The organism is Pseudomonas sp. ASL3 (assembly GCF_056680425.1).
Genome location: NZ_CM155281.1, coordinates 1,596,410 through 1,619,178 on the forward strand (window position 1 = coordinate 1,596,410; position 22,769 = coordinate 1,619,178).

The following is a 22,769-nucleotide window of genomic DNA, read 5'->3' on the forward strand; positions in this document are numbered from 1 at the left end:
TTCATGGCTAACATTAATACGCTTTCTTTCGACGCCATCATCATTGGCGGCGGCGGTGCCGGCATGCGCGCAGCATTGCAGCTGGCCCAGGGTGGTCACAAGACCGCTGTAGTCACAAAGGTATTCCCGACTCGCTCCCACACCGTTTCCGCTCAGGGTGGCATCACCTGCGCCATCGCTTCGGCCGATCCGAACGATGACTGGCGCTGGCACATGTACGATACCGTCAAGGGCTCCGACTACATCGGTGACCAGGACGCTATCGAATACATGTGTTCCGTAGGCCCGGAAGCGGTCTTTGAACTCGAGCACATGGGTCTGCCGTTCTCCCGTACCGAACAGGGTCGCATCTATCAGCGTCCATTCGGCGGTCAGTCGAAAGACTTTGGCAAGGGCGGTCAGGCTGCACGTACTTGCGCTGCTGCCGACCGTACCGGTCACGCACTGCTGCACACCCTTTACCAGGCCAACCTGAAAGCCGGCACTGTATTCCTCAACGAATACTATGCAGTGGATCTGGTGAAGAACCAGGATGGCGTGTTCGTCGGCATCATCGCGATCTGCATCGAAACCGGCGAGACCTCCTACATCCGCGCCAACGCGACTGTACTGGCAACGGGCGGCGCTGGTCGTATCTACTCGTCGACCACCAACGCCCTGATCAATACCGGTGACGGTATCGGCATGGCGCTGCGTGCAGGCGTGCCGGTCCAGGACATCGAGATGTGGCAGTTCCACCCGACCGGCATCGCCGGCGCAGGTGTACTGGTCACCGAAGGCTGCCGTGGTGAAGGTGGTTACCTGATCAACAAGCACGGCGAGCGTTTCATGGAGCGTTATGCTCCGAATGCCAAGGACCTTGCCGGTCGTGACGTGGTCGCGCGTTCCATGGTCAAAGAGATCATCGCCGGTAACGGTTGTGGTCCGGATGGCGACCACGTAATGCTCAAGCTCGATCACCTGGGCGAAGAAGTACTGCACAGCCGTCTGCCAGGGATCATGGAACTGTCCAAGACCTTCGCTCACGTCGATCCAGCGGTTGCTCCGATTCCCGTGGTTCCAACCTGCCACTACATGATGGGCGGCGTTGCCACCAATATTCATGGTCAGGCGATCACCCAGGATGCTGCCGGGGTGGACACCATCATTCCAGGCCTGTTCGCTGTTGGCGAAGTAGCTTGCGTATCGGTCCATGGTGCCAACCGTCTGGGCGGCAACTCGTTGCTCGACCTGGTGGTGTTCGGTCGTGCTGCCGGCATCCATTTGGAGCAAAGCCTGCGTGAAGGTGTTGAGTACCGTCGCGCCACTGAAACCGATGTTGACTTTGCCCTCGAGCGCCTTGCTGGCTTGAACTCGCGGACCACCGGTGAAGATGTCGCTTCCCTGCGTAAAGAACTGCAAAGCTGCATGCAGAACTACTTCGGTGTGTTCCGTACTGGCGAATACATGCAGAAGGGTATTGCTCAGCTGGCAGGTCTGCGTGAGCGGATCGCCAACGTCAAGATCAACGATAAGAGCCAGGCGTTCAACACGGCCCGTATCGAAGCGCTGGAACTGCAAAACCTGCTCGAAGTTGCCGAAGCTACGGCGATTGCTGCGGAAGTTCGTAAAGAGTCCCGCGGCGCTCACGCCCGTGAAGACTTTGAAGATCGCGACGACCAGAACTGGCTGTGCCACACCCTGTACTTCCCGGGTGAAAAGCGTGTAGCCAAGCGTGCCGTGAACTTCTCGCCGAAGACTGTTCCGACTTTCGAACCCATGATTCGGACTTATTAAGGGTGGCCGATATGTTGCAAGTCAGTGTTTATCGCTACAACCCGGATCAGGACGCCGCGCCGTTCATGCAGGAATTCCAGGTCAATACCAATGGTAAAGACATCATGGTCCTGGATGTGCTGGCCCTGATCAAAGAGCAGGACGAAGGCTTCTCCTATCGTCGCTCTTGCCGTGAAGGCGTCTGCGGTTCCGACGGCATGAACATCAACGGCAAGAATGGCCTGGCGTGCATCACGCCGCTGTCTGCCGTGGTCAAGGGCAACAAGCTGGTGGTACGTCCATTGCCTGGTTTGCCAGTTATTCGTGACTTGGTCGTCGATATGAGCATCTTCTACAAGCAGTACGAGAAGGTGAAGCCATACCTGCTGAACGATACGCCGGCTCCGGCCATCGAGCGTCTGCAGTCGCCTGAAGAGCGCGAGAAGCTGGACGGTCTGTACGAGTGCATCCTGTGCGCTTGCTGCTCGACTTCCTGCCCGTCCTTCTGGTGGAACCCTGACAAGTTCCTTGGTCCAGCTGCACTGCTGCAAGCCTACCGTTTCCTGGCTGACAGCCGTGACAACCAGACCCAGGAACGTCTGGCTTCGCTGGATGACCCGTTCAGCGTATTCCGCTGCCGCGGGATCATGAACTGCGTGAGCGTGTGTCCGAAGGGCCTGAACCCTACCAAGGCTATCGGTCACGTTCGCAGCATGCTGCTGCAAAGCGGCATCTGATTTGACTGTTGTACTCGTAGAACCGTTGCACCTGTAACTGATGTACCCGTACTAACTGCGGCGCAGGCTTCAACCGGCGCCGTAGTTTTAACTTGAGCAGTAGCTCACAAAGCTGCGGCTCTTATTTTGAAGAAATGAGACCAGCAGGGGCATCCGGGCTGGTACCCGGACTATCTGCGTGATCCTTGGTGGCTTGTCTTAGTCGCTGTACATGGACTTTTTCAGGTTTGCTATGGTGTCTTCGCCGGTGGTGTCCCCTTACCGAGGGTGACCAAGCATGCAAGAAAGCGTGATGCAGCGCATGTGGAACAGTGCCCACCTTTCCGGTGGTAACGCTGCCTATGTGGAAGAGCTCTACGAGCTCTACCTGCACGACCCTAACGCTGTGCCAGAAGAGTGGCGCACCTACTTTCAGAAGTTGCCTGCTGACGGCAGCACTGCCACCGATGTTTCGCATTCTACAATCCGCGATCATTTCGTCTTGCTGGCCAAAAACCAGCGCCGCGCTCAACCGGTTTCCGCCGGCAGCGTGAGCAGCGAGCACGAGAAGAAGCAGGTTGAAGTCCTGCGAATGATCCAGGCTTACCGTATGCGTGGCCATCAGGCAGCCCAGCTCGATCCGCTGGGCCTGTGGCAACGTCCTGCGCCAGCCGACTTGTCGATCAATCATTACGGTCTGACTAACGCTGATCTTGATACAACTTTCCGTGCCGGCGATTTGTTCATCGGCAAAGAGGAAACCAGCCTACGCGAAATTCTCGATGCGTTGCAGCAGACATATTGCCGCACCATCGGCTCGGAATTTACCCACATCGTCGATTCCGAGCAGCGTAACTGGTTCATGCAGCGCCTCGAAAGCGTGCGCGGGCGTCCAGCGTTCTCCGCTGACATCCAAAGCCACTTGCTCGAGCGCGTGACTGCGGCCGAAGGCCTGGAAAAATACCTGGGTACCAAATACCCCGGCACCAAGCGTTTTGGTCTGGAAGGCGGCGAAAGCCTGATTCCGATGCTGGATGAACTGATTCAGCGTTCAGGCTCTTACGGCACCAAGGAAATCGTGATCGGCATGGCCCACCGTGGTCGTCTGAACGTCCTGGTCAACACCTTCGGCAAGAACCCGCGCGACTTGTTCGACGAGTTCGAAGGCAAGAAAAAGGTCGAGCTCGGTTCCGGTGACGTCAAGTATCACCAGGGCTTCTCGTCCAACGTGATGACCACCGGTGGCGAAGTCCACCTGGCGATGGCATTCAATCCGTCTCACCTGGAGATCGTTTCTCCTGTGGTGGAAGGGTCGGTGCGTGCACGTCAGGATCGTCGTAACGATCCGACCGGTGACAAGGTTCTGCCAATTTCCATCCACGGTGACGCTGCGTTCGCAGGTCAGGGCGTGGTCCTGGAAACCTTCCAGATGTCGCAGACTCGCGGCTTCAAGACGGGCGGCACGATCCATATCGTCATCAACAACCAGGTTGGTTTCACCATCAGCAACCCGGAAGACTCGCGCTCCACCGAGTACGCCACCGACGTTGCCAAGATGATTCAGGCGCCGATTCTCCACGTGAATGGCGATGACCCTGAAGCCGTCGTGTTCGTGACCCAGCTGGCCATCGACTACCGCATGCAGTTCAAGCGTGACGTGGTAATCGATCTGGTCTGCTACCGTCGTCGCGGTCACAACGAGGCTGATGAACCAAGCGGTACTCAACCGTTGATGTACCAGCAGATTGCCAAACAGCGCACCACTCGCGAGCTGTATGCCGAACGTCTGACCAAGGCCGGCATTCTCGATGACGCCCGTGTTCAGGCAAAAATCGATGACTATCGCAATGCGCTGGACAACGGTCTGCACGTTGTAAAAAGCCTGGTCAAAGAGCCGAACAAAGAGTTGTTCGTCGATTGGCGTCCGTATCTGGGCCACGCCTGGACCGCTCGTCACGACACCCGTTTCGACTTGAAGACCTTGCAGGAACTGTCCGCCAAACTGATGGAGCTGCCAGAAGGCTTCGTGGTTCAGCGTCAGGTTTCGAAGATCTACGAAGACCGTCAGAAAATGCAAGCCGGCGGCCTGCCGATCAACTGGGGTTACGCCGAAACCATGGCGTACGCAACCCTGGCGTTCGAAGGTCACCCAATACGCATCACCGGTCAGGACGTTGGTCGCGGTACGTTCTCGCACCGTCATGCGGTGCTGCACAACCAGAAAGATGCTGCTACCTACATTCCTCTGCAGAATCTGTACAAAGGTCAGCCGCGTTTCGACCTGTACGACTCCCTGCTGTCGGAAGAAGCGGTATTGGCGTTCGAGTACGGTTACTCGACCACCGAGCCGAATGCACTGGTTATCTGGGAAGCTCAGTTCGGCGACTTCGCCAACGGTGCCCAGGTGGTTATCGACCAGTTCATCACCAGTGGCGAGCACAAGTGGGGCCGTCTGTGCGGTCTTACCATGCTGCTGCCTCACGGTTATGAAGGTCAGGGTCCGGAGCACTCCTCTGCGCGTCTGGAGCGTTACCTGCAGCTGTGCGCCGAGCACAACATTCAGGTCTGCGTACCGACGACACCGGCTCAGATCTACCACTTGTTGCGCCGTCAGGTGATTCGTCCTCTGCGTAAGCCATTGATTGTGCTGACGCCGAAGTCTCTGTTGCGTCACAAGCTGGCGATTTCGACCCTGGAAGATCTGGCCGAAGGCTCGTTCCAGACAGTTATTCCGGAAGTCGATGCGCAGGATCCGGCCAAGGTCGGTCGTGTTGTGTTGTGTAGCGGCAAGGTCTACTACGATCTCCTGGAAAAACGCCGTGCCGAAGGTCGTGATGACATCGCCATCGTGCGTCTTGAGCAACTGTACCCGTTCCCGGAAGACGACTTGATCGAAGTCCTGGGCCCGTACAAGAACGTCAAGCACATCGTCTGGTGTCAGGAAGAGCCGATGAACCAGGGCGCCTGGTACTGCAGCCAGCATCACATGCGTCGCATTATCAGCGGTCACGACAAGGCATTGTTCCTTGAGTACGCTGGTCGTGAAGCGTCTGCCGCTCCGGCTTGTGGCTATGCATCGATGCACGCTGAGCAGCAGGAAAAACTGCTGCAAGATGCCTTCACTGTTTAATGCCTTCGCGCATCAGAAACCGAATTTAAGGAACCACAGATAATGGCTATCGAAATCAAAGCCCCCACTTTCCCGGAATCGGTTGCCGACGGTACCGTTGCCACCTGGCACAAAAAGCCAGGCGAAGCTGTCAAGCGCGACGACCTGATCGTTGACATCGAAACCGATAAGGTTGTGCTTGAAGTTCTGGCTACTGCTGACGGCGTATTGGGCGCTATCGTCAAGAACGAAGGCGACACCGTTCTTTCCGACGAATTGCTGGGCTCTATCGAAGCGGGCGGCGCTGCTGCTTCTGCTCCTGCTGCCGCGGCCCCTGCTGCTGCACCGGCTCAGGCCGCTGCTGCTCCAGCCGCTGCTGACGAAGATGCAATCGCTGCTCCAGCTGCTCGCAAGCTGGCTGAAGAGAACGGCATCAACCTGGCCAACGTGAAGGGCACCGGTAAAGACGGTCGCGTCACCAAGGAAGACGTGGTTGCTGCTGTCGAAGCGAAGAAATCCGCTCCGGCCGTTGCTCCAGCGCCTGCCAAGGCTGCCGCTGCTTCCCCTGTGTTCTCTGCCGGTGATCGCGTTGAAAAGCGTGTTCCGATGACCCGCCTGCGTGCCAAGGTTGCCGAGCGTCTGGTTGACGCTCAGTCGAACATGGCGATGCTGACCACGTTCAACGAAGTCAACATGAAGCCGGTCATGGACCTGCGTTCGAAGTACAAGGACCTGTTCGAGAAGTCCCACAACGGCGTACGCCTGGGCTTCATGTCCTTCTTCGTGAAAGCGGCCACCGAAGCCCTGAAGCGCTTCCCCGCGGTCAATGCCTCGATCGACGGCGCCGACATCGTTTACCACGGTTACTCCGACGTCGGTGTTGCTGTTTCCAGCGACCGTGGCCTGGTAGTACCGGTTCTGCGTAACGCCGAACTGATGAGCCTGGCTGAAATCGAAGGCGGCATCGCCAACTTCGGCAAAAAAGCCAAAGACGGCAAGCTGACCATGGATGACATGACCGGCGGTACCTTCACCATCTCCAACGGTGGTACCTTTGGCTCGCTGCTGTCGACCCCGATCGTCAACCCACCACAAGCCGCTATCCTGGGCATGCACAAAATCCAGGAGCGTCCAATGGCGGTCAAGGGTGAAGTCGTGATCCTGCCGATGATGTACCTGGCACTCTCGTACGACCACCGTTTGATCGACGGCAAAGAAGCAGTGACCTTCCTGGTTACCATCAAAGACCTGCTGGAAGATCCGGCTCGTCTGCTGCTGGATATCTGATAAAACAGCTGCAAGCTGCAAGCTGAAAGCCGCAAGAGGGTTGCGTTGGGGCTTTGGCTTGTAGCTTGTTGCTTGGAGCTTGCCGCTAAAAGAGGATTTTTTGAATGTCGCAAAAATTTGACGTAGTAGTGATTGGCGCGGGCCCTGGCGGTTATGTTGCCGCTATCAAGGCTGCGCAACTTGGTCTCAAGACTGCCTGCATCGAGAAATATCAGGATAAGGAGGGCAAACTGGCTCTCGGCGGTACTTGCCTGAACGTCGGCTGCATTCCATCCAAGGCGCTGCTGGACAGCTCCTGGAAATTCTATGAAGCCAAGAATGGCTTCAAAATCCACGGCATCTCGACTTCCGACGTGACCATGGATGTGCCAGCGATGGTTGGCCGTAAATCCACCATCGTCAAAGGTCTGACCGGCGGCGTAGCCAGCCTGTTCAAAGCCAACGGCGTCACCTCCCTGCAAGGCCATGGCAAGCTGCTGGCTGGCAAGAAGGTTGAATTGACCAAGCCTGATGGCTCGGTTGAAGTGATCGAAGCCGAGCACGTGATCCTGGCTTCCGGTTCGCGTCCGATCGACATTCCACCGGCTCCAGTTGATAACAACGTTATCGTCGACTCCACCGGCGCCCTTGAATTCCAGCAAGTTCCGAAGCGCCTGGGCGTGATCGGCGCTGGCGTCATCGGTCTGGAACTGGGTTCCGTCTGGGCTCGTCTGGGTGCACAGGTGACCGTTCTCGAAGCACTGGAAAAATTCATTCCAGCCGCTGACGAAGCCGTTTCCAAAGAAGCGCTGAAGACCTTCACCAAACAAGGTCTGGACATCAAGCTCGGCGCACGCGTGACCGGTTCCAAGGTCAACGGCGAAGAAGTCGTGGTGACTTACACTGACGCGACTGGCGAGCAGCACATTACCTTTGACCGCCTGATCGTTTCCGTGGGCCGTCGTCCGGTGACCACTGAACTGTTGGCTTCCGACAGCGGCGTGAACCTCGACGAACGTGGCTTCATCTTCGTCAATGACCAGTGCGAAACCAGCGTTCCGGGCGTCTACGCCATCGGCGACGTGGTTCGTGGTCTGATGCTGGCGCACAAAGCCTCGGAAGAGGGCATCATGGTCGTCGAGCGCATCAAGGGCCACAAAGCCCAGATCAACTACGACCTGATTCCTTCGGTTATCTACACCCACCCGGAAATCGCATGGGTCGGTAAAACCGAGCAAACCTTGAAGGCTGAAGGCGTTGAAGTTAATGTCGGCACCTTCCCGTTCGCTGCCAGTGGCCGTGCCATGGCTGCCAACGACACGGGTGGTTTCGTCAAGGTCATCGCTGATGCCAAGACAGACCGCGTTTTGGGCGTCCACGTGATTGGCCCGAGCGCTGCCGAGCTGGTACAGCAGGGCGCTATCGCTATGGAGTTCGGCACCAGTGCCGAAGATATCGGGATGATGGTCTTCTCTCACCCGACGTTGTCCGAAGCGTTGCACGAAGCGGCACTGGCAGTGAATGGCGGCGCCATCCACATCCAGAACAAGAAAAAACGCTAAGACAATAAGAAACCACGACGGACTGCCCGTCGTGAGCCTTGCGAGCAAGACTCACCGCGGAATGTCCGCCGGACTCGATCTCGAGGGCGCCTTCAGGAACGTACAGAGCCAGCAGGTCGTGTGAAAACGTAGCGCAGTAGTTTTCAGGCGACCTCCAAGGTTTCGGCACATTCCTGAGATCATCCGAGGGCGGAGTCACAGGTGGTGCGGCACTTACCCAAGTGCAGCACCGAATGCGCAGCACCTAACGAAGACGGTAATAAGCATGAATCTTCATGAGTATCAGGGTAAGCAGCTGTTCGCTGAATACGGCCTGCCAGTATCCAAAGGCTACGCAGTAGACACCCCGGAAGCTGCAGCAGAAGCTTGCGAAAAAATTGGCGGTACCGAATGGGTCGTCAAAGCCCAGGTTCACGCTGGTGGCCGCGGTAAAGCGGGCGGCGTAAAGCTGGTTCGCAGCAAAGAAGACGCAGCAGCGTTCGCTCAACAGTGGTTGGGCAAGCGTCTGGTAACTTACCAGACCGACGCCAACGGCCAGCCAGTCACCAAGATCCTGGTTGAATCCTGCACCGACATCGCTAAAGAGCTGTATCTCGGCGCTGTAGTGGATCGTTCGAGCCGTCGTATCGTGTTCATGGCGTCCACCGAAGGTGGCGTGGACATCGAGAAGATCGCTCACGACACTCCTGAGAAGATTCTCAAGGCCACTATCGATCCACTGGTAGGCGCTCAGCCTTTCCAGGGTCGTGACCTGGCTTTCCAACTGGGCCTCAAAGGCGACCAGATCAAGCAGTTCACCAACATCTTCGTTGGCTTGGCCAAGCTGTTCCAGGACTACGACCTGGCTCTGCTGGAAGTGAACCCACTGGTTATCAAGGCTGACGGCAACCTGCACTGCCTCGATGCCAAGATCAACATCGACGCCAACGCTGTCTATCGCCAGCCAAAGCTGAAAGCTTTCCACGACCCATCGCAAGATGACCCGCGCGAAGCTCACGCTGCCAAGTTCGAACTGAACTACGTGGCACTGGAAGGCAACATCGGTTGCATGGTCAACGGTGCTGGCCTGGCCATGGGTACCATGGACATCGTCAATCTGCATGGCGGCAAACCAGCCAACTTCCTCGACGTTGGCGGCGGCGCTACCAAAGAACGCGTCACTGAAGCGTTCAAGATCATTCTGTCCGACAGCAATGTTGCAGCAGTATTGGTCAACATCTTCGGCGGCATCGTTCGTTGCGACATGATTGCCGAAGGCATCATCGGTGCAGTGAAAGAAGTTGGCGTAAAAATCCCGGTTGTTGTTCGCCTTGAAGGTAACAACGCTGAGCTGGGCGCTAAAGTACTGGCAGAAAGCGGTTTGAACATCATCGCTGCTACCAGCCTGACCGACGCTGCTCAACAAGTTGTCAAAGCTGCGGAGGGCAAGTAATGAGCGTCCTGATCAATAAAGACACCAAAGTTATCTGCCAGGGTTTCACTGGCTCGCAAGGTACTTTCCACTCCGAGCAAGCCATTGCCTACGGCACCAAAATGGTTGGCGGCGTGACCCCGGGCAAAGGCGGTACCGTTCACCTGGACCTGCCAGTGTTCAACACTGTGCGCGAAGCAGTAGAAGCCACTGGCGCTACCGCCAGCGTGATCTACGTTCCAGCTCCGTTCTGCAAGGACTCCATCCTTGAAGCAGCGTTCGGCGGCATCAAGCTGATCGTTTGCATCACCGAAGGCATCCCGACCCTCGACATGCTTGACGCTAAAGTCAAGTGCGACGAGCTGGGCGTGATCCTGATCGGGCCTAACTGCCCAGGCGTGATCACTCCGGGCGAATGCAAGATCGGCATCATGCCAGGTCACATTCACTTGCCAGGTAAAGTCGGTATCGTGTCGCGTTCCGGCACCCTGACTTACGAAGCCGTGAAGCAGACCACTGATGCTGGTTTCGGCCAGTCCACGTGTGTAGGCATCGGCGGTGACCCGATTCCAGGCGCAAGCTTCATCGACATCCTGAAATTGTTCCAGGAAGACCCGAAGACTGAAGCGATCGTCATGATCGGTGAAATCGGCGGTTCGGCTGAAGAAGAAGCGGCTGCCTACATCAAGGCACACGTGACCAAGCCGGTTGTTTCCTACATCGCTGGTGTGACTGCCCCTGCGGGCAAGCGCATGGGCCATGCTGGCGCAATCATCTCCGGCGGCAAAGGCACTGCAGACGAGAAATTCGCTGCACTGCAAGACGCAGGCGTGAAAACCGTGCGTTCGCTGGCAGACATCGGCAAAGCTTTGGCTGAGCTGACCGGTTGGGCTGCCAAGTAAGCTTCTGCTTAACTGACATCGCAATCAGCAAAGGCCACCTTCGGGTGGCCTTTGTGCATTCTGGGGTTTGATGTTGACCTGCCCATGTAGGAGCGCGCTTGCCCGCGATCGACTGCGAAGCAGTCGCAAATGGGTTCGCCCAGATATCGTTGGAAGGCCCTTCGGACCTTATCGCGGGCAAGCGCACTCCTACAGGTGATTTTTGTCCCCCCGACAGATCAGCAGCTGTCTCATTTGCGACACTTCCAGTCGCTAATGAGACAGTCCGCCCCATAGCAGTGCGCTCCCAGGCTCAATTCGTTAGGCTACTCACCATTTTGCCTGCCGGCCCCCATAAGGGGCTGTGTTGCATGACGAGCCTGTCTTACCCGGACCGGCTGCATTTCCCTAATCCCAGGGGAGATCCCTCTCTAAATTCCGATTGAGCAGTGTGGTATTTCCTTAATGAAAGTGTTGAAAGGCCAGGACATCCTGGCACTTGGTTTTATGACGTTTGCCCTGTTTGTCGGGGCTGGCAACATCATCTTCCCACCCATCGTCGGTTTACAGGCCGGACCGCATGTCTGGATGGCAGCGCTGGGTTTTCTGGTCACTGCGGTGGGTCTTCCTGTGGTCACGGTCATTGCACTGGCCAAAGTCGGCGGCGCGATGGACGCATTGAGCAGCCCGATTGGTAAAGTTGCAGGCGGTATTCTCGCGGCGGTTTGTTACCTGGCAGTGGGACCATTGTTTGCTACGCCACGTACGGCAACGGTGTCGTTCGAAGTGGGTCTGGCGCCGCTGACCGGGGACAGCCCGCTGGCGTTGTTTCTGTATAGCCTTGTGTATTTTATGGTGGTGTTCTGGGTTTCGCTGTATCCGGGCCGCCTGCTCGATACCGTGGGCCGTTTCCTCGCACCCTTGAAAATCTTCGCGCTGACCGTGCTGGGCATCGCCGCGTTCGCTTTGCCTGCCGGAGATATCGGCGTGGCAGAGCCGGCCTACGTCGCGGCGCCGTTCTCCCAAGGCTTTATCAATGGCTACCTGACCATGGATACCCTTGGCGCGCTGGTCTTCGGCATTGTCATCGTCAACGCCATCCGCTCGCGAGGAGTGACTTCGCCACAACTGATCACTCGCTACGCGATCATTGCCGGCCTGATTGCAGGTCTCGGACTGGCGCTGGTCTATATCAGTCTGTTCCGTCTTGGCGCGGGCAGCCATGCCGTAGCGGCGGGGGCGAGTAACGGTGCTGCGGTCCTGCACGCCTATGTGCAGCACACCTTCGGCTCGTTGGGCAGCGGTTTTCTCGCTGTGCTGATCTCGTTGGCCTGTCTGGTCACCGCTGTCGGCCTGACCTGCGCCTGTGCCGAGTATTTCAGCCGGGTCCTGCCGCTGTCTTACAAAGCGCTAGTGATTCTGTTGGCCGGTTTCTCGTTGCTGGTGTCCAACCTGGGTCTGACCAAGCTGATTTTGTTCTCCATTCCGGTGCTGACCGCGATCTACCCGCCATGCATCGTTCTGGTGGCGCTGAGCTTCTGCAAGGACTTCTGGCACTCACAGGGTCGCATCGTGGCGCCGGTGATGTTGGTGTCGCTGCTGTTCGGGATCATCGACGCCTGCAAAGGTGCAGGGTTCGCCGATTGGCTGCCGACGCAGCTGGCGCATCTGCCTTTGAGTGAGCAGGGCCTGGCGTGGCTGGTGCCGACGGTGATCACCCTGATGGGCGCATTCATCTGCGACCGCCTGCTGGGCAAGCGCAGCGAAGCCCTGGCCTGAGTCACTTTCTGGCAGTTTGCTGTAACACCCAAAAGCCCTGCATCCATGGATGCAGGGCTTTTCGATGCGCGATGCCCCGTCCTTAATCTTAATAAAGTTGATGCATTCTGGCGTATGGCAAGTAATGATCCCTACCCGAATCGAGGCTCCCGCAGCGGTGCCCATCAAGGAGATAACGGCGCGATGAGTATTCCTTTCTGGTGTTTGTTTATCAGTGCCTTACTGATTTATATCGCGCGGATTCCGGTCGCCAAAGCGATGAAAGAGCAGGGTGGTTACAACAACCATCTACCGCGCAGCCAACAATCACAGTTGACCGGTTATGGCGCCCGGGCCCTGGCTGCACATCAAAACAGTTTTGAAGCGTTCGTGTTGTTTTCGGCGGGGGTGTTTGTCGCCCATACCACGCAGACTCAAGGCTTTTTGATCGACTGGATTGCCGTGATTTTCGTGATTGCGCGGTTGATTTATCTGGGGGCGTATCTGGCGGACATTCCCAACGTGCGCAGTCCGGCCTGGTTTGTCGGGCTGGTCTGCTCGTTGGTATTGATGCTCAGCCCTTTGTTGCGAGGGGTCTAACTTGCACTAACGGGTAAAGCCCGCTAATAGCGGGCTTTAGGGTCTGAAAGCGTCCCGGCTTATTTGGTAGTGGTAGGAGCGGGCGCCTGTTGGTTGGCTTCTTTTGCACGGGCTTGAGCGGCTTCAGCGTTCTTTTGGGCCGCTTCCTGGCTCTCTTTGGCTGCGTCGTTGACTTTGTCCTGGGCCTTGCTCATCGAGTCCTGAGACTGTTGAGCGGCCTTATCGGCTTCTTTCTGTTTATCGTCACTGCCTTTATTGCAGGCGGCGAGACCCAGAGTGGCAGAAAGCATCAGGGCAATGGCTAAAGATTTACGCATGGGGTGTTTCTCCTAATGAAGATATCTACGCCTTTCGAGCGTCGGCTCACAAATTAAGTTCCGCCTTTCCTCCAGATATATAAAGGTTGCTGTCTCAGCTGCTTTACGCTCCAGCTATGCTGGCTTCAATCAAGAATAAGTCGAGTCGACGGTCAATGAGCGAAAACCCCATTTTTGAGCGCGCGGTGCGTTTCGTTTCTGCGCTCAGGCATTGTCAGGTTCTGGGTTTGCGGGTCCACAGCGCGGATGCCGGCGGCATGACCCTGATCCTCCCCTACAGCCCGCAAATCGTTGGCAATCCACAGACCGGCGTTATCCATGGCGGGGCGCTGACGTCGTTGATGGACAGCGCCTGTGGGGCCGCCACGCTCTGCGTGCTGCCGGAGTTCGAAGTCTGCCCGACCCTCGATCTGCGCATCGACTACATGAACCCGGCCGAGCCGCACAAGAACGTCTATGGTTTTGCCCAGTGTTATCGGGTCACCACTGACATCATCTTCACCCGGGGTTTCGCCTATCAGGATGATCCGCAGCAGCCCATCGCTCACGTGGTCGGGACGTTCATGCGTATGGGCAAGGGCATCAAAGTCAGCCAGGGCTTCGGTGGCTCGATCAAAGGCGGTGCGTGATGACGATCGATTTCAAGGATAGGGTTCGCCTGGCTCATGAGCAAAACAGCTACGAAGCACTGTTTGAGCTGATCCCCTACGCGAGGCTGATAGGCATCGAATGTTCGCGTCCGGATGACGAGCTGATATTTCGCCTGCCGGCCAACAAGGACAACATTGGCAACCCGTTGCTGCCGGCCATCCACGGCGGTGTAATCGCTGGTTTCATGGAGTTGGCGGCGGCCATGCACTTGCTGATTTCCACCGGTTCGGGCTCGGTGCCGAAGATTATCGACATCTCGGTCGATTACCTGCGCGCCGGTCATTTCCGCGACACCTATGCGAAGTGTCAGGTCTGGCGCCAGGGGCGGAGGGTGGCCAACGTCGCCATCACTGCCTGGCAAAGCACCCCGGCCGAGCCGATTGCCACGGCGCGGGCGCATTTCAAAATCGAAGAATCGTAGATCGGTGTCCCCACGCCCTTGAAATATCTGACCCTGCCCCCACTTTGATGACACCCCGCCGCTTTGTATGCGGCTTGTGCCATCTGATTGGAGTTTGATGACCATGAGTGTGGAAACTCAAAAGGAAACCCTGGGCTTCCAGACCGAGGTAAAGCAGCTGCTGCACCTCATGATCCATTCGCTGTATTCCAACAAGGAAATTTTCCTTCGCGAATTGATCTCGAACGCCTCTGACGCTGTCGACAAATTGCGCTACGAAGCCTTGTCCAAACCGGACCTGCTCGAAGGCGGCGCCGAGCTGAAAATCCGTGTGAGCTTCGACAAGGACGCGAAAACCGTCACCCTCGAAGACAACGGCATCGGCATGAGCCGTGAAGACGCTATTACTCACTTGGGCACCATCGCCAAGTCGGGCACTGCCGACTTCATGAAGCACCTGTCGGGGGATCAGAAAAAAGATTCGCACCTGATCGGCCAGTTCGGTGTGGGCTTCTATTCGGCGTTCATCGTTGCCGATCAGGTTCAAGTGTTCAGCCGTCGTGCCGGCTTGCCAGCCAGCGAAGGTGTGCATTGGTCCTCCAAAGGCGAAGGCGAGTTCGAAGTCGCGACCCTTGAGAAAGCCGATCGCGGTACCCGTATCGTTCTGCACCTGAAAAGCGCTGAAAACGAGTTCGCTGACGGTTATCGTCTGCGCAACATCGTCAAGAAATACTCCGATCACATCGCTTTGCCGATCGAGCTGCCTAAAGAACAGGCCGCTGCCGAAGGTGAAGCCGCGCCTGAGCAGGAATGGGAAACCGTCAACCGCGCCAGCGCGCTCTGGACCCGTCCACGCACTGAGGTGAAGGACGAGGAATACCAGGAGTTCTACAAGCACGTCGCTCATGACTTTGAAGACCCGCTGAGCTGGAGCCACAACAAAGTCGAAGGCAAGCTGGAATACAGCTCGCTGCTGTTCGTTCCGGGCCGTGCGCCTTTCGACCTGTATCAGCGTGAAGCACCGCGCGGTCTGAAGCTCTACGTGCAGCGCGTGTTCGTGATGGATCAAGCCGAGTCGTTCCTGCCGCTGTATCTGCGTTTCATCAAGGGCGTGGTCGATTCCAATGACCTGTCGCTGAACGTTTCCCGTGAAATCCTGCAGAAAGACCCGATCATCGATTCGATGAAGTCGGCGCTGACCAAGCGCGTGCTGGAGATGCTGGAAAAACTGTCGAAGAACGAGCCTGAGCAATACAAAGGCTTCTGGAAGAACTTCGGTCAGGTCATGAAAGAAGGCCCGGCAGAAGATTTCGCCAACAAGGAAAAAATCGCCGGCTTGCTGCGTTTTGCATCGACTCACGAAGACGGCGGCGAGCAGGTTGTCGCTCTGGCGGAATACCTGGCACGCGCCAAGGAAGGTCAGGACAAGATCTATTACCTGACCGGCGAAACCTACGCTCAGGTCAAGAATAGCCCGCACCTGGAAGTCTTCCGCAAGAAAGGCATCGAAGTGCTGCTGTTGACCGACCGCATCGATGAGTGGCTGATGAGCTACCTCAGCGACTTCGACGGCAAAGGTTTTGTCGACGTGGCCCGTGGCGATCTGGATCTGGGCAAGCTTGATTCCGATGAGGACAAGAAGGCTCAGGAAGAATTCGCCAAGGATAAGGAAGGCTTGATCGAGCGCCTGAAAATCGCCCTCGGCGACGCTGTCAGTGAAGTGCGGGTTTCCCACCGCCTGACCGACTCCCCAGCGATTCTGGCCATCGGCGAGCAAGACCTCGGTCTGCAAATGCGTCAGATCCTCGAGGCCAGCGGCCAGAAGGTTCCGGACTCCAAGCCGATCTTTGAATTCAACCCGGTCCACCCGCTGGTCGCCAAGCTTGATGCCGAGCAGAGCGAAGAGCGTTTCGCTGATCTGTCGCATATCTTGTTCGACCAGGCTGCCCTGGCTGCGGGCGATAGCCTGAAAGACCCGGCCGCCTATGTGCGCCGGCTGAACAAGCTGTTGGTAGAGCTGTCGGTTTAAACACTTGGTATGAAAATCCCGCCTCGGCGGGATTTTTTTTAGCGTCATTTTCTTTGGAGGTCAGTAATGAGCAACGTTTCTGTTCGTTCCGTGATTTATCAGATCGATGGCCAATCTTACGAGAGCCGTCTGGTGTTCGACGCTGGCGACGCCTCGTCGCGTCCGGGCCTGTTGATGGCACCGAACTGGATGGGCGTCAGTGCCAGCGCAGAAAAAATCGCCCAGTCGGTGGCCGAGCAGGGTTATGTGGTGCTACTGGCTGACTTATATGGCCAGGCCACGCGTCCGCAGAATGCCGACGAGGCGGGCGCTGCGATGATGCCGCTGAAGAATGATCGGGCATTGGTACGCAAGCGCATGCAGGCGGCACTCGACGCCTTGAAATCTCAGACCGACGCGCCTGTAGATACCAGCAAACTGGCGACTTTCGGTTTCTGTTTCGGTGGTTGCTGCGCTTTGGAGTTGGCCCGTAGCGGCGCCGACTTGAAAGCCACGGTGTCGTTCCATGGCTCGTTGGACACGCCTCATCCGGCGGACGCGAAAAATATCAAGGGTTCGGTGTTGGTCCTGCACGGTGCGTCCGATCCCCTGGTGCCTAAAGAACAACTGCCGGTGTTCGAAGCGGAGATGAATGCAGCGGGCGTGGATTGGCAATTGCTGAGCTACGGCGGCGCGGTGCACTCGTTCACCGATCCGCACGCGGACAAGCCGGGCATGATGATGTACGACGCGAAAACCGCAAAACGCGCGTTTGCGTCGATGCATGACTTGCTGGATGAAGTGTTCACGGGCTGATAGCTGGGGCCCTGTCGGGCCCATCGCGGGCAAGCCCGCTCCTACAGGTTGACGTTGGCCCCATGTAGGAGCGGGCTTGCAACTACGCGTCCCGCCGCGATGGCGGAATGTCAGGCACCTATTAAGGCAACTCAATCCGTTCCGTCTCACCCGGCACCGTCGGCCAATCACCCGCAGCCCAGCGGGCGCGTGCCTGTTCTATCAAGGCCGGGTCGCTGGCCACGAAGTTCCAGTTCATCCGTCGTGGGCCGTCCAGTGCGGTGCCGCCGATCAGTACGGCATGGCACTCGCTGTCGGCGCTCAGCGTCATCTCTTCGCCAATCGGCAACACAACCAGGCTCCGTAGCTCTACGGGCTCGCCATCCAGCTGCGCCTCTCCTGTGAGCACATACAGCGCGCGCTCCTCGTGTTCAGCGGGAATCAGCAGTGTGGTGGCGGTTTGCAGGTTCACTTCGGCATACAAGGTCGGTGACAGCACCGGTACCGGCGACGTCAGGCAAAAACCGCTGCCTGCGATCATGCGAATGCGTATCCCGAGGTTGTCGCTTATGGGCAGCGTATGGGCCGGGTGATGGCTATAGTGCCCCGGGCCTTGCTCGTGCTCTTTGGGCGTGGCCAGCCAGATCTGCAGGCCATGCAGGCGTGAGCCGCTGCTGCGCAAGTCCTCCGGTGTACGCTCGAGGTGCGCAACGGCACTGCCGGCAGTCATCCAGCTGACGTCGCCGGGCAGGACCAACTGGTCGCTGCCCAGGCTGTCCTTGTGCTGGATCTGGCCGTCGAACAGGTAGGTGAGGGTCGATAAACCGATATGCGGATGTTGGCGGATATTCAGGCCGCTGCCGGCCGGGTAGTCCGTTTCCAGCATGTGGTCAAAAAACACGAAAGGGCCAACGCTGCGGCATTTGGCCGAAGGCAGTGGGCGCAGAATCGGCTGACCTTCGACATCTTCGGCGCGGGGCTTGATTACGATCATGAGCGTCATCTCGGCAGGCTGGGTGGGTCGATGCGCAGAGCATAACCCGCCTTGGCGTACGTGGTGTTATTGGCTAAAGGCGCCTTCGACCAGATGCGTTTCGATGGTGATTTCAGTGGTGGTCATCAGTTTGTGTACCGGGCAACGATCGGCGACGCGATGCAGCAGAGTGCGCTGGTCATCGCTCAGCACGCCCAGGAGGGTCAGTTTGACGCTCAAGCGATACTTGCCTTCTCGTTCCTGGCTGTCGTCGTGTTTGACCTCGACGGTGACGCCGGTCAGCGGGATGTCGTGTTGTTTGGCGTATAGCCTGACCGTCAGCGCTTTGCACGCGCCCAGTGCCGTATCGAAATAATCATGAGGGTCGGGCGCGGATCCTTCGCCGCCAAGGTCTACAGGCAGGTCAGCGAACAGCTCATGTTTTTCATCGATCTCAATGGCGTGGCGGTAGCCGGTCCTGGACAGGGTGTTGACGGTTACGGTCATGGAAAACCTCATGGGCGGTTGAGTGGGCGTTTAACGATATAGCGCGTGGGAGCAGTTGTTCTATTTCCTGCGCGGAGACAGGCTGACTGAACAGATAGCCTTGCATTTCATCACAGCCGTTATCACGTAGAAACGCTCGCTGTTCTTCGGTTTCGACACCTTCGGCGATAACCTTGAGATTCAGTTTGTGCCCCAATGAGATCACCGCCGTGGCGATGGCCTTGTCATTCTCGTTATCAGGAAGGTCACGCACGAAAGACTGATCGATCTTCAATCGAGCGATTGGAAAGCTTTTCAGTGCGGCAAGGCTGGAGTAGCCGGTGCCGAAGTCATCGATCGAGAGTCGTATCCCCATCGCTTGCAGTTCCTTCATCTTGATAATGGCTTGCTGAAGGTCTTGCATGATCAGGCTTTCGGTCAGTTCCAGCTCAAGGTACATGGGGGCCAGTCCGCTTTCTTGCAATGCATGCTTGACCCGACTGACCAGATCCCTTTCGGTGAATTGGCGCGCTGAAATATTGACCGACATGGTGATCGGGGGCATGCCCGCATCCTGCCAGGCCTTGTTCTGTTTGCAGGCGGTGTGGGTTACCCAGTCACCGATGGGGACGATCAATCCGGTCTCTTCGGCCTGTGGAATGAACTTGATCGGGGAAACGATGCCGAGTTCGGGGTGCTGCCAGCGAATCAGTGCTTCCACGCCGATAATCCGACCCGAATGCAGATCCACCTGCGGCTGGTACAGCAGCAGGAACTCATTGTGGTCGATTGCATTGCGAAGCCCGTCCTGCATGGCGAGCTTGCCCTGATTCTTGCTGTTCATCTCGCTGGTATAGAACTGGTAACTGTTGCGGCCCAGTTCCTTGGAGCGGTACATGGCGGCGTCCGCGTTTCTGAGCAAGGTGTCGGTGTCGGCGCCGTCGGCGGGGTAGGAGGCCAATCCCATGCTGCAGGTGACATGGAGTTTGTGCCCGCCGAGCTGGATCGGCTGCAGGATGGCTTCCTGGATCTTCTGCAGAACCGGAGCAACGCCGTCAAGGTCGGAGGGCTGGTCAAACAGGATGATCACGAACTCGTCGCCGCCCAGCCGAACGACCGTGTCGGTGCGTCGCACGCACTCCACCATGCGTTTGGCGACTGTTTTCAGCAGTTCGTCTCCGGCACTGTGGCCCAGGCTGTCATTGACCAGTTTGAATTTATCCAGGTCGATGAACACCACCGTCACCAGACGCCCGTAGCGCTGGGCGTAAAGGATGGCTTGCTTGAGACGGTCCTCCAGCAGTGTGCGATTCGGCAGTCCGGTCAACGCGTCATGGTCTCCCATGTAGCGGATGCGATTTTCCGTGTGTTTGCGTTCAATCGCGATGCCGGCAAGTGGCGTCGCCATGTCAATCAGTTGCGTCTCGCTCGCAAGGGGACTGCGCACCGTGCGGGAATACAAGGCAAAGGTTCCCAAAACCTTTCGCTCATGGGACAGGATCGGGGTCGACCAGCATGACCGAAAGCCAAAGGGTGCGGCGACCGCACGGTAATCGGCCCACAGCGGGTCTTGCTCGATATCAGTGACGATGACCGGTTCCCGTCGATACACGGCGGTGCCGCACGAGCCGACGTTTGGGCCGATCGCAACCCCGTCGATGGCTTGGGTATAGGCCTTCGGCACGCTGGGCGCTGCTCCATGCAGAAGATGCGTTCCTTCCTCGTCCAGCAGCAGGATGGATACCATCATCCCTTCTAGCTGGGATTCAACCAGGTACGCCAGACTTTCAAGGACTTCCTCCAGCTCCGTGCTCCTCGCTATCAGCTCAAGGACGTGACCTTGCCCGGCGCGTATCACAGCTTCCTGCTGCAATCTCGAGTTTTGCACCGCGAGCCGCTCTTTGACGGCGCTCAATTCGGCCGTTCTTTTTTCAAGCTGATGGCGATCTTTCAGAAACTGATTCACGGCGCGAGCCATATCGCCGATCTCGTCCTTCTCATCCATCTCCATCAGCAATTGCGTATCGTCGATGTGCTCCTGACGTAGTTGGCGGCTTATCTCATTCAAGCGCACAAGCACATGGTGCCCCATGAATACGCGCGTCACAAACCATGCAAACACCAGGCTGCCGCCCAGCATGAGCAGGACCCATTGCTGGCTGCGATTGGAGGCCTCGACCAAGTGCTGCACGGCTTCCTGATAGTCTTGTGTGTAAACGCTGGATTGCGCTCGTGCCGTCGCCACGAGTGCCTTGGCCTGATGCTTCAGTTCTTCATGGAAGCGCTGAAGGACCTCGTGCTGATTGATGAGTTTCTGGCGCAGGGAGAACAGATCTTGCGCATCGGGGTCAATGGCGTCCGATTGCTGTGATCGCAGGGCCGCGAGATCGCTTCGCACTGAGTCTGGTAGCCCGCCTGCCGCATTGGCCTTGAGCTCGAACCGGGTACGCAACAGTTGGACCGCGTTGCTGTCACTCGCAGTGGGCAGGTCGTACAGTAAAACCGCCAGTTCCAGGCTGCCCTCTGTTTGGTCCCGTTTTAATCCGGCGGTACGATCCTTCAGGGTCTGTTCGAACGTGACTTCGGTTTGCAGCATGCCCTCTCGCAGTTGCGCCACGATGTTGGCGGTATTGCGGAACAATTGACTCGACTGATGCAGGTCAAGTATCGCGACACCGTTGTTGGCGGTGGTCAGCTCAATCACCAGGTGATCAAGCGCCTCGAGCTGTTTGATCATTGCGGCATAGCTTGAGCGCAGGGTGTCGAAAGAGGTGGTCGTGAGCAGTTGATCGGTCTGTCGTTCGATCAGCAACGTATCCTGAATCATGTCCTGTCCAGCCTGCATGCGGACCAGCCGCTCTTCCTCCAGTTGGCGGGTGGCGGTGTTTGAGGTGCGCAAGGCATAGACCGCCGTGGCGCCGCCCGCCAGATTCAATAGGGCCAGCGCCAAAAAAGCGAGTGTGAACTGTGCGCGCAATGATTGCGGCAATAGCCGGTGATACAGGGCTGAGAGCCTGGAAGTCACGTCCAATGTCAGGGGTTCCATATGCGGCGGTACTGGTCTCGGTAACCATTGTCAGGGTCGTACTGAAATTTCTTCCCGCCGTCGAGGGCGATGTTGTTCGCATTCACCAGGTGAATCGGTGCTACGAAGCCGCTCACTGGCTGCCCGGCAAAGAGCCGGTTCAGTTCGTCCATCACTTGCCAACCTTGCAGGTTGAGCGGTTCGGCCACCGTGGCGGTCTGATAAGTCTTTGCCTGGATGCGTAGAAATGCGGAAGCACTGCCATCACCGGCAGACAATAAATTGAGTCCGTCGCTCGGTATCCCTGCACTGGTCAACGCTGCAATGGCGTAGTCAAAGTAAATATCGTTGATCGCCAGGGTATAGGTCCAGCGCTTGCCATATCGCAGGAGGAGTTCCTTGGCAATCACGGGCATCTGCTCGCCACTGTCCGAGATGGCGACATCGCGCACTTCCAGTAGCGTGCATTCCTTACAGGCCCGGATGACGTCCTCCATGGCCTTGGCTTTGGCCGTGGCGATGCTGTATTTGGAGTCGGTCAGGATGACCACGCCAGCGTGGCCCTTTGATTGTGCCACTGCGGCCATGGCAGTGAGGTGAGCGACCTCCAGTGGGTCAGTCGTGACGTTCATGGCGACAGGCGTGCCCGCAATGGGCCCTGGCTGTGCACCCGCGTGCCAGCCAATCACAGGCACACCCCGGTGGACGAAGGGGGCCAGCGCCGCATTGTTTTCAAGTGCATCGGAGCCGCACAGGATGAGGCCGTCGGGTTTTGCTGCCAGCGCATCGGCAAAGGCTTTCGCACGTCCGGCTGACGATCCACCGCCATCGAATATCTTCAGCGTCCAGCCCATCACCGTAGCAGCCTCGCGCGTGCCCTGTGCGACACCGATAATCCCGCCGTTGCGCAAATCCTCTGCCACAAAGGCGATGTTCTTGTCCCGCAGGGCAGGTGGACCTGATTCGGGGCCGCTCCAGCGAACGGCTTCGGTCGCTTTGGCAACGATCTGCTGGGCCTGGATCACGGAAATCGTGGAGCTTTCGATACCCGTTCTG

18 protein-coding genes are annotated in these 22,769 nt (G+C 57.6%); 13 read left to right on the top strand and 5 right to left on the bottom strand.

Annotation, left to right across the window (positions count from 1 at the left end; genetic code table 11):
* Positions 1-3: 3 nt before the first annotated feature.
* The 9 genes from sdhA to AC1MEE_RS07265 all read left to right on the top strand — a co-directional run bounded on the left by sdhA (position 4) and on the right by AC1MEE_RS07265 (position 13,058).
* Positions 4-1,776 (top strand): succinate dehydrogenase flavoprotein subunit, encoded by a 1,773-nt coding sequence (gene sdhA / locus AC1MEE_RS07225; protein WP_480414632.1) that lies wholly within the window; start codon positions 4-6, stop codon positions 1,774-1,776.
* 11 nt (positions 1,777-1,787) lie between these two features.
* Positions 1,788-2,492: a succinate dehydrogenase iron-sulfur subunit gene (locus tag AC1MEE_RS07230; protein WP_480414633.1), complete on the top strand. Its 705-nt coding sequence runs from the start codon at positions 1,788-1,790 to the stop codon at positions 2,490-2,492.
* A gap of 277 nt (positions 2,493-2,769) precedes the next feature.
* Positions 2,770-5,601 (top strand): 2-oxoglutarate dehydrogenase E1 component, encoded by a 2,832-nt coding sequence (locus AC1MEE_RS07235; RefSeq protein WP_480414634.1) that lies wholly within the window; start codon positions 2,770-2,772, stop codon positions 5,599-5,601.
* Positions 5,602-5,643: 42 nt separating this feature from the next.
* Positions 5,644-6,867, top strand: a complete 1,224-nt coding sequence (gene odhB, locus AC1MEE_RS07240; protein WP_480414636.1) for a 2-oxoglutarate dehydrogenase complex dihydrolipoyllysine-residue succinyltransferase — start codon at positions 5,644-5,646, stop codon at positions 6,865-6,867.
* 104 nt (positions 6,868-6,971) lie between these two features.
* A complete protein-coding gene (gene lpdA, locus AC1MEE_RS07245) occupies positions 6,972-8,408 on the top strand; it encodes a dihydrolipoyl dehydrogenase (protein ID WP_480414638.1) in 1,437 nt (478 codons plus the stop codon).
* Between the two features lie 265 nt (positions 8,409-8,673).
* Positions 8,674-9,840, top strand: coding sequence for an ADP-forming succinate--CoA ligase subunit beta (gene sucC, locus AC1MEE_RS07250; RefSeq protein ID WP_480414639.1), 1,167 nt, complete (start codon positions 8,674-8,676; stop codon positions 9,838-9,840).
* Positions 9,840-10,721: a succinate--CoA ligase subunit alpha gene (gene sucD, locus AC1MEE_RS07255; protein ID WP_480414640.1), complete on the top strand. Its 882-nt coding sequence runs from the start codon at positions 9,840-9,842 to the stop codon at positions 10,719-10,721. Before sucC ends, sucD begins: the two co-directional genes overlap by 1 nt.
* Before the next feature lie 444 nt (positions 10,722-11,165).
* Complete coding sequence (brnQ, locus tag AC1MEE_RS07260; RefSeq protein ID WP_480414641.1) at positions 11,166-12,479, top strand: branched-chain amino acid transport system II carrier protein; 1,314 nt, start codon at positions 11,166-11,168, stop codon at positions 12,477-12,479.
* Positions 12,480-12,662: 183 nt separating this feature from the next.
* The gene (locus tag AC1MEE_RS07265) at positions 12,663-13,058 is read left to right on the top strand and encodes an MAPEG family protein (RefSeq protein WP_480414643.1); all 396 of its coding nucleotides are present in this window, start codon (positions 12,663-12,665) and stop codon (positions 13,056-13,058) included.
* A gap of 59 nt (positions 13,059-13,117) precedes the next feature.
* Here the strand turns inward: AC1MEE_RS07265 and AC1MEE_RS07270 are convergent, their stop codons facing one another.
* On the bottom strand, positions 13,118-13,375 hold the full coding sequence (locus AC1MEE_RS07270) for a hypothetical protein (RefSeq protein WP_480414644.1): 258 nt from the start codon (positions 13,373-13,375) through the stop codon (positions 13,118-13,120).
* Between the two features lie 155 nt (positions 13,376-13,530).
* Here AC1MEE_RS07270 and AC1MEE_RS07275 point away from each other — a divergent pair, with 155 nt between their 5' ends.
* The 4 genes from AC1MEE_RS07275 to AC1MEE_RS07290 all read left to right on the top strand — a co-directional run bounded on the left by AC1MEE_RS07275 (position 13,531) and on the right by AC1MEE_RS07290 (position 17,250).
* Complete coding sequence (locus tag AC1MEE_RS07275; RefSeq protein WP_480414645.1) at positions 13,531-14,004, top strand: PaaI family thioesterase; 474 nt, start codon at positions 13,531-13,533, stop codon at positions 14,002-14,004.
* A complete protein-coding gene (locus tag AC1MEE_RS07280; protein WP_480414646.1) occupies positions 14,004-14,447 on the top strand; it encodes a PaaI family thioesterase in 444 nt (147 codons plus the stop codon). The genes AC1MEE_RS07275 and AC1MEE_RS07280 overlap by 1 nt, the downstream gene beginning before the upstream one ends.
* Positions 14,448-14,550: 103 nt before the next feature.
* Positions 14,551-16,455, top strand: coding sequence for a molecular chaperone HtpG (gene htpG / locus AC1MEE_RS07285; RefSeq protein WP_480414647.1), 1,905 nt, complete (start codon positions 14,551-14,553; stop codon positions 16,453-16,455).
* A gap of 66 nt (positions 16,456-16,521) precedes the next feature.
* The gene (locus tag AC1MEE_RS07290; protein ID WP_480414648.1) at positions 16,522-17,250 is read left to right on the top strand and encodes a dienelactone hydrolase family protein; all 729 of its coding nucleotides are present in this window, start codon (positions 16,522-16,524) and stop codon (positions 17,248-17,250) included.
* A 121-nt stretch (positions 17,251-17,371) separates the two neighbouring features.
* Here AC1MEE_RS07290 and AC1MEE_RS07295 read toward each other — a convergent pair whose 3' ends face one another.
* The 4 genes from AC1MEE_RS07295 to AC1MEE_RS07310 are packed head-to-tail and all read right to left on the bottom strand — an operon-like array spanning position 17,372 to position 22,738.
* Positions 17,372-18,232 (bottom strand): pirin family protein, encoded by an 861-nt coding sequence (locus AC1MEE_RS07295; protein ID WP_480414649.1) that lies wholly within the window; start codon positions 18,230-18,232, stop codon positions 17,372-17,374.
* A gap of 57 nt (positions 18,233-18,289) precedes the next feature.
* Positions 18,290-18,709 (bottom strand): OsmC family protein, encoded by a 420-nt coding sequence (locus AC1MEE_RS07300; protein ID WP_480414650.1) that lies wholly within the window; start codon positions 18,707-18,709, stop codon positions 18,290-18,292.
* Positions 18,657-21,734, bottom strand: coding sequence for an EAL domain-containing protein (locus AC1MEE_RS07305; RefSeq protein ID WP_480414651.1), 3,078 nt, complete (start codon positions 21,732-21,734; stop codon positions 18,657-18,659). Before AC1MEE_RS07305 ends, AC1MEE_RS07300 begins: the two co-directional genes overlap by 53 nt.
* The gene (locus AC1MEE_RS07310) at positions 21,722-22,738 is read right to left on the bottom strand and encodes a substrate-binding domain-containing protein (RefSeq protein WP_480416174.1); all 1,017 of its coding nucleotides are present in this window, start codon (positions 22,736-22,738) and stop codon (positions 21,722-21,724) included. The genes AC1MEE_RS07305 and AC1MEE_RS07310 overlap by 13 nt, the downstream gene beginning before the upstream one ends.
* Between the last annotated feature and the right edge of the window lie 31 nt (positions 22,739-22,769).